At 61.5% G+C, this 13,448-nt stretch carries 11 protein-coding genes; 5 read left to right on the top strand and 6 right to left on the bottom strand.

Annotated features, from left to right (window positions below; translation table 11 throughout):
- Positions 1 to 18: 18 nt before the first annotated feature.
- The gene (locus HD842_RS06900; protein WP_183552557.1) at positions 19 to 1,320 is read left to right on the top strand and encodes a hypothetical protein; all 1,302 of its coding nucleotides are present in this window, start codon (positions 19 to 21) and stop codon (positions 1,318 to 1,320) included.
- Between the two features lie 190 nt (positions 1,321 to 1,510).
- Here the strand turns inward: HD842_RS06900 and HD842_RS06895 are convergent, their stop codons facing one another.
- The 4 genes from HD842_RS06895 to HD842_RS06880 all read right to left on the bottom strand — a co-directional run bounded on the left by HD842_RS06895 (position 1,511) and on the right by HD842_RS06880 (position 6,104).
- Positions 1,511 to 2,875 carry an amino acid permease gene (locus HD842_RS06895; protein ID WP_183552555.1) on the bottom strand — a complete coding sequence of 455 codons (1,365 nt, stop codon included), beginning with the start codon at positions 2,873 to 2,875 and terminating at the stop codon, positions 1,511 to 1,513.
- Between the two features lie 321 nt (positions 2,876 to 3,196).
- Positions 3,197 to 3,898 carry an MBL fold metallo-hydrolase gene (locus HD842_RS06890; RefSeq protein WP_183552553.1) on the bottom strand — a complete coding sequence of 234 codons (702 nt, stop codon included), beginning with the start codon at positions 3,896 to 3,898 and terminating at the stop codon, positions 3,197 to 3,199.
- Positions 3,899 to 3,940: 42 nt separating this feature from the next.
- The gene (locus tag HD842_RS06885; protein ID WP_183552551.1) at positions 3,941 to 4,759 is read right to left on the bottom strand and encodes a TlpA disulfide reductase family protein; all 819 of its coding nucleotides are present in this window, start codon (positions 4,757 to 4,759) and stop codon (positions 3,941 to 3,943) included.
- Positions 4,760 to 4,778: 19 nt separating this feature from the next.
- Positions 4,779 to 6,104, bottom strand: a complete 1,326-nt coding sequence (locus tag HD842_RS06880) for a hemolysin family protein (protein ID WP_183552549.1) — start codon at positions 6,102 to 6,104, stop codon at positions 4,779 to 4,781.
- A gap of 347 nt (positions 6,105 to 6,451) precedes the next feature.
- Between HD842_RS06880 and HD842_RS24365 the strand changes: the two genes are divergently transcribed.
- The gene (locus HD842_RS24365; protein ID WP_183552547.1) at positions 6,452 to 8,137 is read left to right on the top strand and encodes a methyl-accepting chemotaxis protein; all 1,686 of its coding nucleotides are present in this window, start codon (positions 6,452 to 6,454) and stop codon (positions 8,135 to 8,137) included.
- On the opposite strand, the gene HD842_RS06870 is transcribed toward HD842_RS24365, so the two are convergent.
- On the bottom strand, positions 8,134 to 9,537 hold the full coding sequence (locus tag HD842_RS06870) for an aminotransferase-like domain-containing protein (protein WP_183553681.1): 1,404 nt from the start codon (positions 9,535 to 9,537) through the stop codon (positions 8,134 to 8,136). The genes HD842_RS24365 and HD842_RS06870 overlap by 4 nt on opposite strands.
- Positions 9,538 to 9,576: 39 nt before the next feature.
- Between HD842_RS06870 and HD842_RS06865 the strand changes: the two genes are divergently transcribed.
- Positions 9,577 to 9,891, top strand: a complete 315-nt coding sequence (locus HD842_RS06865; protein WP_308638212.1) for a hypothetical protein — start codon at positions 9,577 to 9,579, stop codon at positions 9,889 to 9,891.
- Positions 9,892 to 9,916: 25 nt separating this feature from the next.
- Here HD842_RS06865 and hmgA read toward each other — a convergent pair whose 3' ends face one another.
- Positions 9,917 to 11,212 carry a homogentisate 1,2-dioxygenase gene (gene hmgA, locus HD842_RS06860; protein WP_183552545.1) on the bottom strand — a complete coding sequence of 432 codons (1,296 nt, stop codon included), beginning with the start codon at positions 11,210 to 11,212 and terminating at the stop codon, positions 9,917 to 9,919.
- Between the two features lie 171 nt (positions 11,213 to 11,383).
- Here hmgA and HD842_RS06855 point away from each other — a divergent pair, with 171 nt between their 5' ends.
- Together HD842_RS06855 and hppD are read left to right on the top strand one after the other, a co-directional pair.
- Positions 11,384 to 12,289 carry a LysR family transcriptional regulator gene (locus tag HD842_RS06855; protein ID WP_183552543.1) on the top strand — a complete coding sequence of 302 codons (906 nt, stop codon included), beginning with the start codon at positions 11,384 to 11,386 and terminating at the stop codon, positions 12,287 to 12,289.
- 33 nt (positions 12,290 to 12,322) lie between these two features.
- The gene (gene hppD / locus HD842_RS06850) at positions 12,323 to 13,432 is read left to right on the top strand and encodes a 4-hydroxyphenylpyruvate dioxygenase (RefSeq protein ID WP_183552541.1); all 1,110 of its coding nucleotides are present in this window, start codon (positions 12,323 to 12,325) and stop codon (positions 13,430 to 13,432) included.
- Positions 13,433 to 13,448: the final 16 nt, after the last annotated feature.

Below are 13,448 nucleotides of genomic sequence, written 5' to 3'. Positions count from 1 at the left end.
CATACATATCATCTCATTATGGTCGAGCTTATCAGTAATTCTAAAGCGTTCTTGAATGATTTGGGATGGTTCGCCAATCTCGTAACCATTGTCTCAGTATTGCTGAGTATTAAGATAGTTGTAGAATTGGTGAAGAAATTAGTAGCCATGTATGGTAAAAAAAGGCGAGAGAAAATTGTAAAGAAAATGAACGACCCGGATTATATCGAGTGGTCGCGGCAAGTGTTGAAAACGATCTATGCAGGTTCAGAATTTGTGTCGATCTATAAAAAGAATTATCCAGCCGTTATTTTCAGGCCCGGAAAAGATTTTCGCTATCCCTTCTCGGATTTGTGCTATCTGGAATCTACGGAGATCGGCGAGTTGCGTCTGACTCGTGTGCAAAAAGAATATCTTTGGTTTCTGCGTGATACAGTGAAACGACCCAAGATGCGGGGATTTTCAACGAAGGAAATTGTTTTGGACGCAGCGGGATTGGTCATAGCTATCAGCGCCAGAGCGACAATATATCAGCATAACGTTGTGACAGCTAACATCTTGGAATGGGAGTTGTTCAAGCTATACGAAAAGAATAAGGAGATTAGTGGAGATATTCTCTCAAAACTAGCGCTACGCTCTGCCTATCACGGTGGCAACTCTCCCAATGAGGCCATCTTGAAACCATCCAATGCCTACCCGCTGATTAGCGTACAGGCGCTTGTGATCTACAAAGACTACAAGTCTCCCAACGATGTGAAGTGGAAGGCAATCGTTGCTCAGCGCGGTAAAAATGTGGCCATAAAGCCTGAGTTGTGGCAAATTCATCCTGCTGGCGGTTTCGAGGTGTATGGAGACCAGGATGACCATCTCGACCTGCATCTGACGCAAGGCTTCGATGTAAGCATGGCTTTGTTAAGGGAATATGCGGAAGAGATTTACCGAGCCGAGGAACTAGATTTCCGAAGCGACGGAAGAGATTCTGGTAGTGTTTTATCTGAACCGCACGTTGAGCACTTGGTTCGCTTGATTCACGCGAATAAAGCCAGTATCGAATTTTTGGGCGTAATCACGGATTTAACGGTGTTGCGCCATGAGTTGTCATTCTTGATTGTGATCGATGATCCCGAGTACAGCAAGTATCCGATTCTCGGTAGCTCAGAAGCGACGAATATCTTCAGTATGACCATGGCGGAACTGAAAAAGACATTTTCTAAGCAGCAAATCCATTCAAGCAGCGCGGGTCTGCTTCAATTGGCGATTGCTAGCGACAGACTGGTGTCTCTTGGCATCTCCGAAGAGCTTGCATGTGACGCAACAAGAACTCCAGCAGAGGCAGGTTGACCGAACACGAGGCATACCTGCAAATCGACTCGTTGCACTCATATGAACTGGGCATCGTCAAACGAGCGGCGCATTGTGTTATCGAGTCGGCAATCTCATCGCACGATGTCGTTATTATGCCATCTCGCGATTGCCTCATTGCTAAAGGCGCCATCAATGATGGCCAGCGCTGACATGCAGCTTAGCGCGGTTAGGACGCACGGGTGCTTGCATCCCGCCGCTCGCGCAGCCAGAACCCCAGGCCCAGCAGCGCCAGCCAGATCGGGATCAGGATCACCGAAATGCGCAGCCCCGGCGTGATCGCCATGATCACGAGCAGGATGGCGACGAATGCCAGGCACACGTAATTCGACAGCGGGAACCGCGGGCTGCGGAACAACGTCGCTTCGCCCGCCTGGTCCTTGCTGCGCCGGAAGCGCAGGTGGCTCCACGAAATCATCGCCCAGTTGATCACGAGCGAGGCGACGGCCAGGCTCATGACCATGCCCAGCGCTTCTTCTGGCAGGAAGTAATTGATCAGGATCGCCGAGCCGGTGGCCACGGCCGACACGGCCAGGGCATTGAGCGGCACGCCGCGTGCGTTGGTGCGCATCAGCGCGCGCGGCGCATTGCCTTGCGCGGCCAGACCGAACAGCATGCGGCTGTTGGCGTACACGCAGCCGTTGTAGACCGACAGCGCGGCCGTCAGCACGACCAGATTCAGGACGTTGGCGACCCAGCCGTTGTCGAGCGCGGCGAAAATCAGCACGAACGGGCTGCCGCCGGTGACGACTTTCTGCCACGGGAACAGCATCAAGAGCACGGCCAGCGCGCCGATGTAGAAGATCAGGATGCGGTACAGCGCGTTATTGGTCGCGCGCGGAATCGTGCGCGACGGGTCGTCCGCCTCGGCGGCCGTGATGCCGATCAGCTCCAGCCCGCCGAACGAAAACATGATTACCGCCATGGCCATCGCCAGACCGCCCACGCCGTTGGGGAAGAAGCCGCCATGGCGCCACAGATTGGACACGCCCGCCTCGGGGCCGGCGCCGCCGCCGATCAGCAGGTAAAGACCGAACACGATCATGCCGACCACGGCCGCGACCTTGATGACGGCGAACCAGAATTCCAGCTCGCCGAACGCTTTCACGTTCAACAGGCTGAGCAGGTTGACGAGCACGAAGAAGCCCAGTGCCGAGACCCATGTCGGCAGCTCCGGGAACCAGTACTGCATATAGATACCGAGCGCCGTCAGTTCCGCGAGGCTGACCAGGATGTACATGACCCAGTAGTTCCAGCCCGAGACGAAGCCGGCCCGGCGCCCGCAATACTTGTCGGCGAAGTGGCTGAACGAGCCGGCCACCGGTTCGTCAACGATCATTTCACCCAGCTGACGCATGATCAGGAAGGCGACCGCGCCGGCAATCGCGTACCCGAGCAGCACCGATGGACCGGCCATCTGGATGGTCGAGGCGATGCCGAGGAACAGGCCGGTGCCGATCGCGCCGCCCAGGGCGATCAGCTGGATGTGGCGGTTCTTGAGCCCGCGCTTGAGTTGGTGGTGCCCGTCGTCCATCATCGGTTTCTTGATCTTGCTATAAAGACAGGGATTCTACTGCATCGGCCGGGCGCGGCAAACTCGCGCCACGGTTTTGCTTGTCACGCTATGCTGATGGTGATGGCAATTCGCCGACACTCACTGGAGACAAGCATGCGCAAGATGATCATGATGGCCCTGGCGGGCCTGCTGTGGAAACAGTTTCAGACCAAGGTCATGAAACGGCCGGTCGCCCAAAAGAAGACCTGGCGTTACTAAGTACTGATGCAAGAACTGTCACTCATCGGGTGACGGTTGGAACAGCGCGGCTTCGGCCGCGCTTTTTTTCGCCTGTAGCAATTACACGCTGTGCGCCAGGCCCAGATTGCGATTGGCTGGCACGGCGACATCCATCAGGCCCGGGCGTGGCAGGTCGAGCGCGGCCATCAGCGCGATGAAGTCAGCGCGCTCGCGGCCGGCGAGGCGGGCATTGTGCGCGCGTTCCCAGCCGATCGTCGAGACCGACTGACCCTTGTAGTCGTGGCCCGGCCACACCCGCGTGGCGGCGTCGAGCGTGAACAATTTACCGGTGACGCTGTCATACAGGTCGCCCGCGCTGCCGCCCTGAAAATCGGTGCGGCCGCACCCGCCAATCAGCAGCGTGTCGCCGCTGAACAGGTTGCCGCGCCACAGGTAGCACATGCTGCCGGCCGTGTGGCCTGGCGTGTGAATCACTGCAAGCTCTTCGCCGTCGGCAAAGCCGATCCGGTCGCCATCCTGCAGCTGGATTTCTGCTGGTGCGATGCCGCAGCCGCTCGGCGCGCAGGCCTTCGCGCCCGTGTGCGCGCGCAGGCGCCCGGCCGACGTGACATGATCGGCATGCGCGTGCGTTTCGAACACATGCGTCAGGCGCAGGCCAAGGCGTTCGAGATGCGCCAGGTCGCGTTCGAAATGGCGGTCGACCGGATCGATGATGGCCGCGTCGACAGCGCCGGGCGCGGCCAGGATATAGGTGAAGGTGGACGACTCGGCGTCGAACAGCTGGATCGGGTTCAGTTGCATGATGGGTTCCTCGGTAGCGCCATGTTGTACCACAAACGTGACTCAGGGCCGGATCGCGGCCAGCTTGTCGGCCAGTGTCGCCGGCGAGAGTTCGCCCACATGGCGCGTGCGCAGGCGGCCCGCCGCATCGTAGAACAGCGTCGTCGGCATGCCGGCCGCGCCAAGGCGCGCAGCGACCTGGCTGCCGGGGTCCAGCACGACGGTGGTCGACTGCGCTTGCACCGGCAGGCGCTCGCGCTCGAAGTAAGCTGCCACGGTGGCGGCGGATTCACCCTGGTTGACCAGCACGAACGCGATCTCCGGATGCTTCGCCTGCGCCGCCATCAAGGCTGGCATTTCGCGCCGGCAGGGCGGACACCAGGTAGCCCACAGGTTCAGTACCACCGGGCGGTCGGCAAAGCTGCGCAGCGCGACTTCGCGGCCGTCGAGCTGGCGCACCATCACGTCCGGCAGTGGCGTATGGGGTGGCGTGAATGCCTGGTTCAGCAACGTGCCGCCGAACCAGACGGCGCAGCCGGCCAGCATGCAGGCCAGCACAGGCCGCCGTAGCGCCGCCTGGCGGCGCGTCAGCTCGGCCCCGACCACGCACGCTGCGATCAGGCCAGCGACCGACGAGAAGCCGCCATCACGGATGTCGAACACGCTCAATGGCGCCGCCAGGTAGATCGCATGGTGCTTCAGGACGAACACGAGACGGGCCGAGACGAAGCCGGCCACGATCATGTTCCAGAGCGCGCCGCCCGGGTCGATGCCGCGCCGGCGCCGGAACCATTCGGCAACCAGCGTGGCCGCCAGCACCGCCGCCAGCGACAGGGCGACCGCGATCGGGAGGTACAGCGGGCCCAGCCTGATGGCATCCATTGGCTTCAGCGCGCCAGGATCATTCTTCGGCCGGCGTTGGTTCGGGCAGCGCGAGCTGTTCGATCAGCAGCTTGTCGATGCGGTTGCCGTCCATGTCGACGACTTCGATGCGATAGCCGTTCCAGTCGAACGACTCGGATGCTTTCGGGATATACCCGAACTGGTACAGCACGAAGCCGGCCAGCGTGTGGTACGCGCCCAGTTCTTCGTCCGGGAAGCGCTCCGTGGTGTTGAAGACGTCGCGGAAGCGGTCGAGATCCACGCCGCCATCCAGCAGCCAGCTGCCATCCTGGCGCTGGACGGCGTCCGGATCGGTCTCTTCGCCGTTCACGGTGACGTCGCCCACCAGCGCGCTCATGACGTCCGACAGCGTGACCATGCCCTGGATGTCGCCGTACTCGTCGACGATCAGCGCCAGCTCGGCCCGGTTTTTCTTGAACAGCTCGAGCAGTACCATCGCGCCGACGGTCTCGGGCACGAACAGCACGTCCTGCACGGCATGCTCGATATTGACCGCCTCGAGCGAGCCGTGACGTACCGACTGGGCCAGCAGGTCGCGCACCTTCACGAAGCCCAGGATCTGGGCGCGGTCGCCACGGTAGACCGGGAAACGGCTGTAAGTGTGGCAGGCGATCAGTTCGAGCGTGTCGCGGCGTTCGGCGTCCAGGTCGATCATGATCAGGTCGACGCGCGGCGTCATCAGCGCCTTCAGGTGCCGGTCATCCAGGCGCAAAGCGCGCGAGACGATGTCATATTCAGTCTTTTCGAACAGGCCGGCATCGGTGCCTTCCTTGAACATGCCGGCGATGTCTTCTTCGGTTGGCGCTTCCTCTTTGGCGTCATGGATGCCGAACAGGCGCACGATCGCCTCGGTCGTCAGCGACAGCACCTTGACGAACGGCGACATGATCAGCGACAGCGCCGACAGTGGCGGGGCGATCAACGTCGCCATCGTCTCGGGATGGCGCATCGCGATACGTTTCGGCACCAGTTCGCCCAGTACGATCGACACGAACGTAATGGCCAGCACGACGATGAACAGCGCGATCTCGTAGGCGTAGGGAGCCAGGAATCCCACCATTTCGATCTGCGGCTGCAGGCGCGTGACGAGCGAAGCTTCACCGAAGGCACCGGTAAAGATGCCGATCAGCGTGATGCCGACCTGGACGGTGGAAAGAAAATGACTCGGGTTGTCGGCCAGTGCGATGGCGCTGCGCGCCCCGCGGCTGCCTTCCTGCGCGCGCCGTTCGAGGCGCATGCGTTTTGCGGAGACGAGCGCAAGTTCGCTCATCGCGAACACCCCGTTCAAGAGGATCAGAACGAGGATGATCAATATATCTGACATGACGAGCAAAAGGCCTATGGCCGGGCATTTCCGGGCCGTGGCCGGGTCCGCCACCATGGCGTACGGACGAATCATGGCATAAATGACAAAAGCGTGGAATACCGCTCGGGCGCTCCGTCACGCCAACGCCGTCGCTCAGGCCTGTCAGCCAAAAAGTTAAAAATCAAATAAAACGAAAAACAACAAAAAATCAATTTTTACAGATATTAACTCAAAAATATTGATTAAAACAAATACTGATATTAAATTTGATTCTTGGAGGAAATTATCTTTGACCTCTTGGCCTCATGTACACCCGATCTCATCGGATGATTGATCAATTCAGATTTGGAAGGAAGATTGTGAGAATGACTAACTGGAAACTCGCCACGCGTTTGGGGATGGGATTTGGCCTGCTGATGGTCTTCCTGATCATACTGGCCGCTGTGACGATTACGCGCATCAACGCGTCGAATCAGGCCATCGGCTTCATCCTGGAAGACCGTTACGTCAAGGTCGTGCTGACCCAATCCATCGAAACCGAGATCAATGTGCAGGCGCGCGACTTGCGCAATGCCATCATCCTCGGCGCGGGCGAAAAAGCGCAGATCGCGGCAATCGTCGACAGGATCGCCGAGTCCGTGCACAGGACCGACGGGTTCATGACCAAACTGGAAAGCATGATCAATACGCCCAAGGGCCAGGCGCTGTTCCAATCGCTGCACCAAGCACGTGGAAAATACGGTGTGGCACGGACAGCGACGATGGCATTGTTGCGAGAAGGGAGAACCGCCGAAGCGGGTGCGTATTTGCTGAAGGAGGTCACGTCACCACAGGCAGAATTCTCGGCCGCTCTGGATGCCATGTCGAGGTTCCAGGCGTCGCTGATGGAAACTGAAGGGGCGAAGGTGCGGGCCGATGCGCAATCGGCAGTCTGGATCGCCATTGCGCTCACCATCGGCGCCCTGATTGCCGCGACGATCGTCGCTGTGCTGACAATTCGCTCGATCACCGTGCCTGTCAACCGCGCGCTCACGCTCGCCCAGGCAGTGGCCAGCGGCGACCTGCGTCAACGAATCGACTACACCAGTACCGATGAAATCGGCACGCTGCTCACGGCGTTGAAGAACATGACTGCGAATCTGCTGGACATCGTCGGTCAGGTCCGTTCAGGCGCCAACGAGATTGCCACGGCCAGCAAGGAAATTTCGGTCGGAAACAACGACTTGTCGGTGCGGACGGAGCAGCAGGCCAGCGCGCTGGAGGAAACCGCATCGTCGATGGAAGAGTTGAATTCGACCGTCAAACAGAACAGCGAGAATGTGCATCAGGCAAATGCGCTGGCACGGTCGGCGTCGGAGATTGCCCGCGAGGGCGGCGCGGTGGTTGCCGAAGTCGTCACGACGATGGGCGTGATCAGCGCTACGTCAAACAAGATCGTCGATATTATCGGCGTCATCGACGGCATTGCTTTCCAGACCAATATTCTGGCATTGAATGCAGCAGTGGAAGCGGCGCGTGCGGGCGAACAGGGGCGCGGATTTGCCGTGGTGGCGTCCGAAGTGCGTAATCTGGCGCAGCGTTCGGCTGCAGCGGCCAAGGAAATCAAAATCCTGATCAGCGACTCGCTGGACAAAGTCAATATCGGCAACGAGCTTGTCTCCAAGGCAGGTGCAACCATGACGCAAGTGGTCGGCAGCATCGAGCGCGTCACCACGATCATGGGCGATATCGCGGCCGCCGGACAGGAGCAGGATGCCGGGATCGAGCAGATCAACCAGGCGGTGACCGAAATGGACGCGGTCACGCAACAGAACGCTGCACTGGTCGAGCAGGCGGCGGCAGCCAGCAGTTCATTGCAGGAACAGGCTGCGCAACTGGCCCGGGTTGTCAGTATCTTCCAGCTCGCAGACACGGATGCCGCAAGCGCTGCACCGCGCGCACCGGATCGACCCCAAAAGCAGGTTGCGAATGCTGCCGTGTCGACGGCTCGCGCACAGACCTCCAGACGCGCACCGGCATCAAAACCGGAGCTGGCCTGGGAACAGTTCTAGCGAGTCAGTCCGGCGCTGAACGAAGCGGGTCGCCGGGCGATCAGATCGGACAGCCGTTGAAGCCCGGCCTGCAACTGTTGACGGTCCTTGATATTTCCGAGCGAGAGCCGGATCGCATTGACTGACTCGCTCCCTGCCGCGAATGCATCCGCCGGCGTGACCACGATGCCTTCGGTTGCCGCGGCGGCCGCCAACTGTGCGGCATTCCAGCAGGCCGGCAACGTCAGCCAACCATGCAGGCCATCGCCAGGGCCGCTGTACTGCCCGGCCAGGGCAGAGCGCGCCATCTGCTGGCGCATGCGCGCTTCGTCGCGTATGCCTTGCATCAGCCTGGCGGCCGACCCGTCGACGATCCACTGGGTGGCCAGCGCGACCGACAGTGGCGTGGCCATCAGTGCAAGCGAGCGCAGCGCGCCAAGAAAGCGGGCGCGCTGGTCCGGGTCGGGCAGGACGACGAACGCGACACGCAAACCGGGGGCCAGGCATTTCGACAAGGTCGAGACGTACAGCACGTGGTTCGGGGCGAGCGTCATCATTGGCGGCGGCGGGGCGTCCGCCAGCAGCCAGTAGGGATCGTCCTCGAGAATACGCACATCGTAGCGCTGCGCGATGCCGGCAAGCGCCTGGCGCCGGCTTTCGGGCATCGTGACGGCAGTCGGGTTCTGCAAGGTGGGATTCAGGTAGATGAGCCCGGGCTTGTCGCGGCGGCAGGCTTCTTCGAGCCGCTCGGGGACCATGCCGTGTTCGTCGGCTTCTACGGTAGCAAGGCACCGGCCCAGATGGGTCGCCGCGTCGCGCAGCCCGGGGTAGCTCATCGGTTCAACCAGAATCGTGTCGCCTGGCGCTGTGTGTGCAAGGATGGCGGCGGCGATCGCTGCCTGTGCACCCGGGCACACCACGATGTGCGTGGGATCCAGCCGTCCGCAGATCGGCTCGAGCCAGGTGGCGCCGGCCTGGCGATCGGCATCGCTGCCCCCGCCCAGATGGTAGGCCATCAACAGTTGATTGTCTGCGCTCAGCAGCACCTGGGACAGGCCCTGTTTCAGCATGTCGTCGACGTCCACGCCAGCGGGCGGTGGCGGCGTGTTCATGCTCAGGTCGATTACCGGGGCGAAGCCGACTTTTGGGGGCGCGACGTAGGTGCCGTGCGCGCCGCGCCCCTCCAGCAAGTTGCGGCGTCTGGCTTCATCGTAGGCGCGCGTGACAGTGGTCAGGTCGATGTCCAGTTGTACTGCCAACTGGCGTTGGGGCGGCAGGCGGTCACCCGGCGCCAGCGATCCGGCCACGATGGCAGCTTGCAACGCATCCGCAATCTGCAAAAAACGGGGACCGCCATTCGCGGTCAAGTGCGGCAGCCAGACGGGAACCCGCGAGTCTGGTAGGGGCCTTGCCTGGGACATTTTGTCTCGATGTATGGAAATTGCTTTCAAGTAGTATGCTTGAAAACTCTCCCCGCCGGCGCTGTCGTCATTTCTTCGACCGTGTCCGGCAACAGCCTGGAAATACGCACAACAATGGAATGGTTCCCGATCGTCTTCTTTACGTTCAAAGCGCTCGTGCTCGGCACGGGCATGTTTTTCGCCATCAAATGGCACTATGACCAGGGCAAGAAAGAGAACGGCATGGACCGGCGCAGGCTGGTGATCGGCGTGGCCAAGGTCGTCCTCATCTTCGTGGTCCTGCTTGCAGTGCTCGGCTACCTGACACTTCTGCTGGTCAGGAAGCTCGGCCTGGACTGGAACTTTTCGGGATAACGAGCGAGCGGCTCGCGCGCCATGATCATGGCGTCGTACGGAAGCGCTTGGTAATGCCGGCCCAGCACCGCTGATAATCCCCCTGCAACTGCGGTGAGGCCAGTGCCTGTTCAGTTGGCACCAGCACATTGCGCGTCTCAAACATGAACGCCATCGTGTCGCCCACCTTGTGCGGCTGGCGCGTGTCGGCGCTGCTGGCCTTGTCGAAGGTCGCGGCGTCCGGCCCGTGCCCGCTCATGCAGTTGTGCACGCTCGAACCGCCCGGCACGAAGCCGTCCGCCTTCGCGTCGTAGGCACCATGAATCAGGCCCATGAACTCGCTTGCCACATTGCGGTGGAACCAGGGCGGCCGGAACGTGTCCTCGGCCACCAGCCAGCGTGGCGGGAAGATCACGAAGTCGAGCGTATCGACGCCCGGCGTGTCTGACGGCGCTTGCAGCACGAGGAAGATCGACGGATCCGGGTGGTCGTAGCTGATCGAGCCGATGGCGTTGAAGTGGCGCAGGTCATATTTATAGGGCGCGTAGTTGCCGTGCCACGCCACCACGTCCAGCGGCGAGTGGCCGATCGGCGCGTGCCACAGCCGCCCGCCGAACTTGGTGACCAGCTCGAAATCACCTTCAACATCCTCGTAGCGCGCCACCGGCGTCAGAAAGTCACGCGGATTGGCCAGGCCGTTCGAGCCGATCGGTCCCATGTCGGGCAATTGCAGCAGCGCGCCGAAGTTCTCGCACAGATAGCCGCGCGCCTCACCATCGGGCAGCGTCACCTGGAAGCGCACACCGCGTGGAATCACTGCGATTTCCTGCGGCTCGACGTCCAGCACGCCCAGTTCCGTGGCGATGCGCAAGCGGCCCAGTTGGGGCACGATCAGCAGCTCGGCGTCGGCATTGTAAAAGTAGCGGCCGTCCATCGACTGGTTGGCGGCGTACAGGTGCACGGCGCAGCCCGTCATCGCCTCGGCCGAGCCGTTGCCGGCCATCGTGACCCAGCCATCGATGAAGTCTGTTGGCGTCGTCGGCATCGGCAGCGGACTCCAGCGCAACTGGTTTGGCGGCGCGGCGTTGTCGAAACGGCTGACCAGACGCGGCGCATCCAGCGGCACGAAGCTGCCATGCACCGCGGCCGGGCGGATCCGGTACAGCCACGAGCGCCGGTTATGGCTGCGCGGCGCGGTGAAGGCGGTGCCGGACAACTGCTCCGCATACAGGCCATACGCCACTTGCTGCGGCGAGTTGCGATGCTGCGGCAGCGCACCTGGCAGGGCTTCGGTGGCAAATTCGTTGCCGAAGCCGGACAGATAACCTGACGGGTGGGCCATACGGTGTCTCCTGGAACGGGTGGTGTGGTGCGATTGGTCGATGGCGTCACTCTAGAATAATCCGGCCAGTTTTACGAGATGAATAGAAAAATGTAGACTATTGATTCCATGAATACTGCTGGCCTCCACCACCATCACGCGTGGACAATGCGCCGGCAACCCTGAAAACCCATGATCGAACCGCGCACCATCGACCTGAATCTGCTGTCCGTGTTCCAGGAAGTCTATCGGGAGCGCCAGATTTCCAGTGCCGCCCGCCGCCTTGGCCTGAGCCAGTCGGCGGTGAGCAATGCGCTGGCACGATTGCGGCGCGCCTTTGGCGACGAGCTGTTCGTGCGTACGGCGAGCGGCATGCAGCCGACGCCGCTGGCGACGCAGATGGCCGAGCCGATCGGGGCGGCGATGGCGCAGGTGGCGCTGGCACTGAACCAGCGCAGCCGGTTCGAGCCGGGCACGAGCAGCCGCCGCTTCGTGCTGGCGATGACCGATGTCGGCGAGGTGTACTTCATGCCCACGCTGATCGAGCGCTGCCGGCAGGTGGCGCCGCACGTTGAACTCAGTTCGGTACGCGTGGGCGCGGCGACGCTGAAGGAAGAAATGGAAGGCGGGCGGGTCGACCTGGCGGTGGGCCCGTTCGAGGATGTGTCCGATGCGCTGTACCAGCGCCACCTGTTTCGCCAGCCGTTCGTGACGATGTTCCGCAAGGGCCATCCACTGGGCAAGGGCGCGCTGACGCTGGCACGTTTCGCTGCGGCCGAGCATTTGCTGGTGGACGCGGCCGACAGCCCGTATGACCGGGTCAACGCGGTGCTGGCCAGGTCCGGGATTGCGCCGGCGACGCGCTTTCGGGTACCGCATTTCACGGCGGTGCCGTACATCGTCAGTTCGAGCGACCTGGTGGTGACGGTGCCGCAAAAACTGGCCGAACGGGCCGGCCTGCCGTTCGCACTCGAATGGGTAACGCCGCCGCTGGATCTGCCGCCGCTGCAAACGAATATTTTTTGGCACCGCCGCTTCAACCAGGATCCGGGCAATGTGTGGTTGCGTGGTTTGCTGGCCGACGTGTTCGCGGAATGACCGTCAACGTAGGACGAATAAAAGGAAGAGACAATGGCAGACCTGTTTGACAATCCCATGGGCCTGATGGGCTTCGAGTTCGTCGAGTTCGCTTCGCCAACCCCGGGCGTGCTCGAACCCGTGTTCGAGGCGCTGGGCTTTACCAAGGTGGCCGTGCACCGCTCGAAGGACGTCGCGCTGTATCGCCAGGGCGGCATCAACTTCATCATCAACAACGAGCCAAAGAGCTACGCTGCGTACTTCGCGGCCGAGCATGGCCCGTCAGCCTGCGGCATGGCGTTTCGCGTGCGCGATGCGCACAAGGCCTATGCCAGGGCGCTGGAACTGGGCGCGCAGGCGGTCGAGATCCCGACCGGCCCGATGGAGCTGCGCCTGCCGGCAATCCGCGGTATTGGCGGCGCGCCGCTGTACCTGATCGACCGCTTCGACGAAGGCGACACGATCGGCAAATCGATCTATGACATCGACTTCAAGTTCATCGACGGCGCGCCGCGCAACCCGGAAGGCCACGGCCTGAAGATCATCGACCACCTGACGCACAATGTGTACCGCGGCCGCATGTCGTACTGGGCCGGCTTCTACGAGAAGCTGTTCAACTTCCGCGAGATCCGCTACTTCGACATCAAGGGCGAGTATACGGGCCTGACCTCGAAGGCGATGACGGCGCCGGACGGCATGATCCGCATCCCGCTGAACGAAGAAGGCAAGGCGGGCGGCGGCCAGATCGAGGAATTCCTGATGCAGTTCAACGGCGAAGGCATCCAGCACATCGCGCTCTTGAGCGAAGACCTGATCGCCACGGTCGACAGCCTGCGCGCGGCCGGCGTGCCATTGATGACGGCGCCGCCCGAGACGTATTACGAAATGCTCGACGAGCGCATCCCGGGCCATGGCGAAGACGCTGAACAGCTCAAGATGCGCGGCCTGCTGCTCGACGGCACGGTCACGGACGGCAAGGCGCGTCTGCTGGTGCAGATCTTTGGTGTGGCGCAGCTGGGCCCGGTGTTCTTCGAATTCATCCAGCGCAAGGGTGACGACGGCTTCGGCGAAGGCAACTTCAAGGCGCTGTTCGAGTCGATCGAGCGCGACCAGGTCAAGCGTGGCGCCCTCGGCGCCGCCAGCGAGGCAACCACTGCTGCCTGATCGGTAATTTGCTATC

Origin of the sequence: Massilia aurea (genome assembly GCF_014200505.1) — a bacterium.
In the GTDB taxonomy this organism is placed as follows: Bacteria; Pseudomonadota; Gammaproteobacteria; order Burkholderiales; family Burkholderiaceae_D; genus Telluria; species Telluria aurea_B.
Note: the sequence above shows the minus strand (reverse complement) of the source record. Positions and strands in the feature narration are given on the sequence as shown.

Bases quoted from the DNA above. Each gene is read 5' to 3' on its own strand.
- HD842_RS06890 (WP_183552553.1), bottom strand. From the start codon at position 3,898: ATGCAACTGAACCCGATCCAGCTGTTCGACGCCGAGTCGTCCACCTTC.
- HD842_RS06870 (WP_183553681.1), bottom strand. From the start codon at position 9,537: ATGTCCCAGGCAAGGCCCCTACCAGACTCGCGGGTTCCCGTCTGGCTG.
- HD842_RS06855 (WP_183552543.1), top strand. From the start codon at position 11,384: ATGATCGAACCGCGCACCATCGACCTGAATCTGCTGTCCGTGTTCCAG.
- HD842_RS06895 (WP_183552555.1), bottom strand. From the start codon at position 2,875: ATGGACGACGGGCACCACCAACTCAAGCGCGGGCTCAAGAACCGCCAC.
- HD842_RS24365 (WP_183552547.1), top strand. From the start codon at position 6,452: ATGACTAACTGGAAACTCGCCACGCGTTTGGGGATGGGATTTGGCCTG.
- HD842_RS06885 (WP_183552551.1), bottom strand. From the start codon at position 4,759: ATGGATGCCATCAGGCTGGGCCCGCTGTACCTCCCGATCGCGGTCGCC.
- HD842_RS06880 (WP_183552549.1), bottom strand. From the start codon at position 6,104: ATGTCAGATATATTGATCATCCTCGTTCTGATCCTCTTGAACGGGGTG.
- hppD (WP_183552541.1), top strand. From the start codon at position 12,323: ATGGCAGACCTGTTTGACAATCCCATGGGCCTGATGGGCTTCGAGTTC.
- hmgA (WP_183552545.1), bottom strand. From the start codon at position 11,212: ATGGCCCACCCGTCAGGTTATCTGTCCGGCTTCGGCAACGAATTTGCC.
- HD842_RS06900 (WP_183552557.1), top strand. From the start codon at position 19: ATGGTCGAGCTTATCAGTAATTCTAAAGCGTTCTTGAATGATTTGGGA.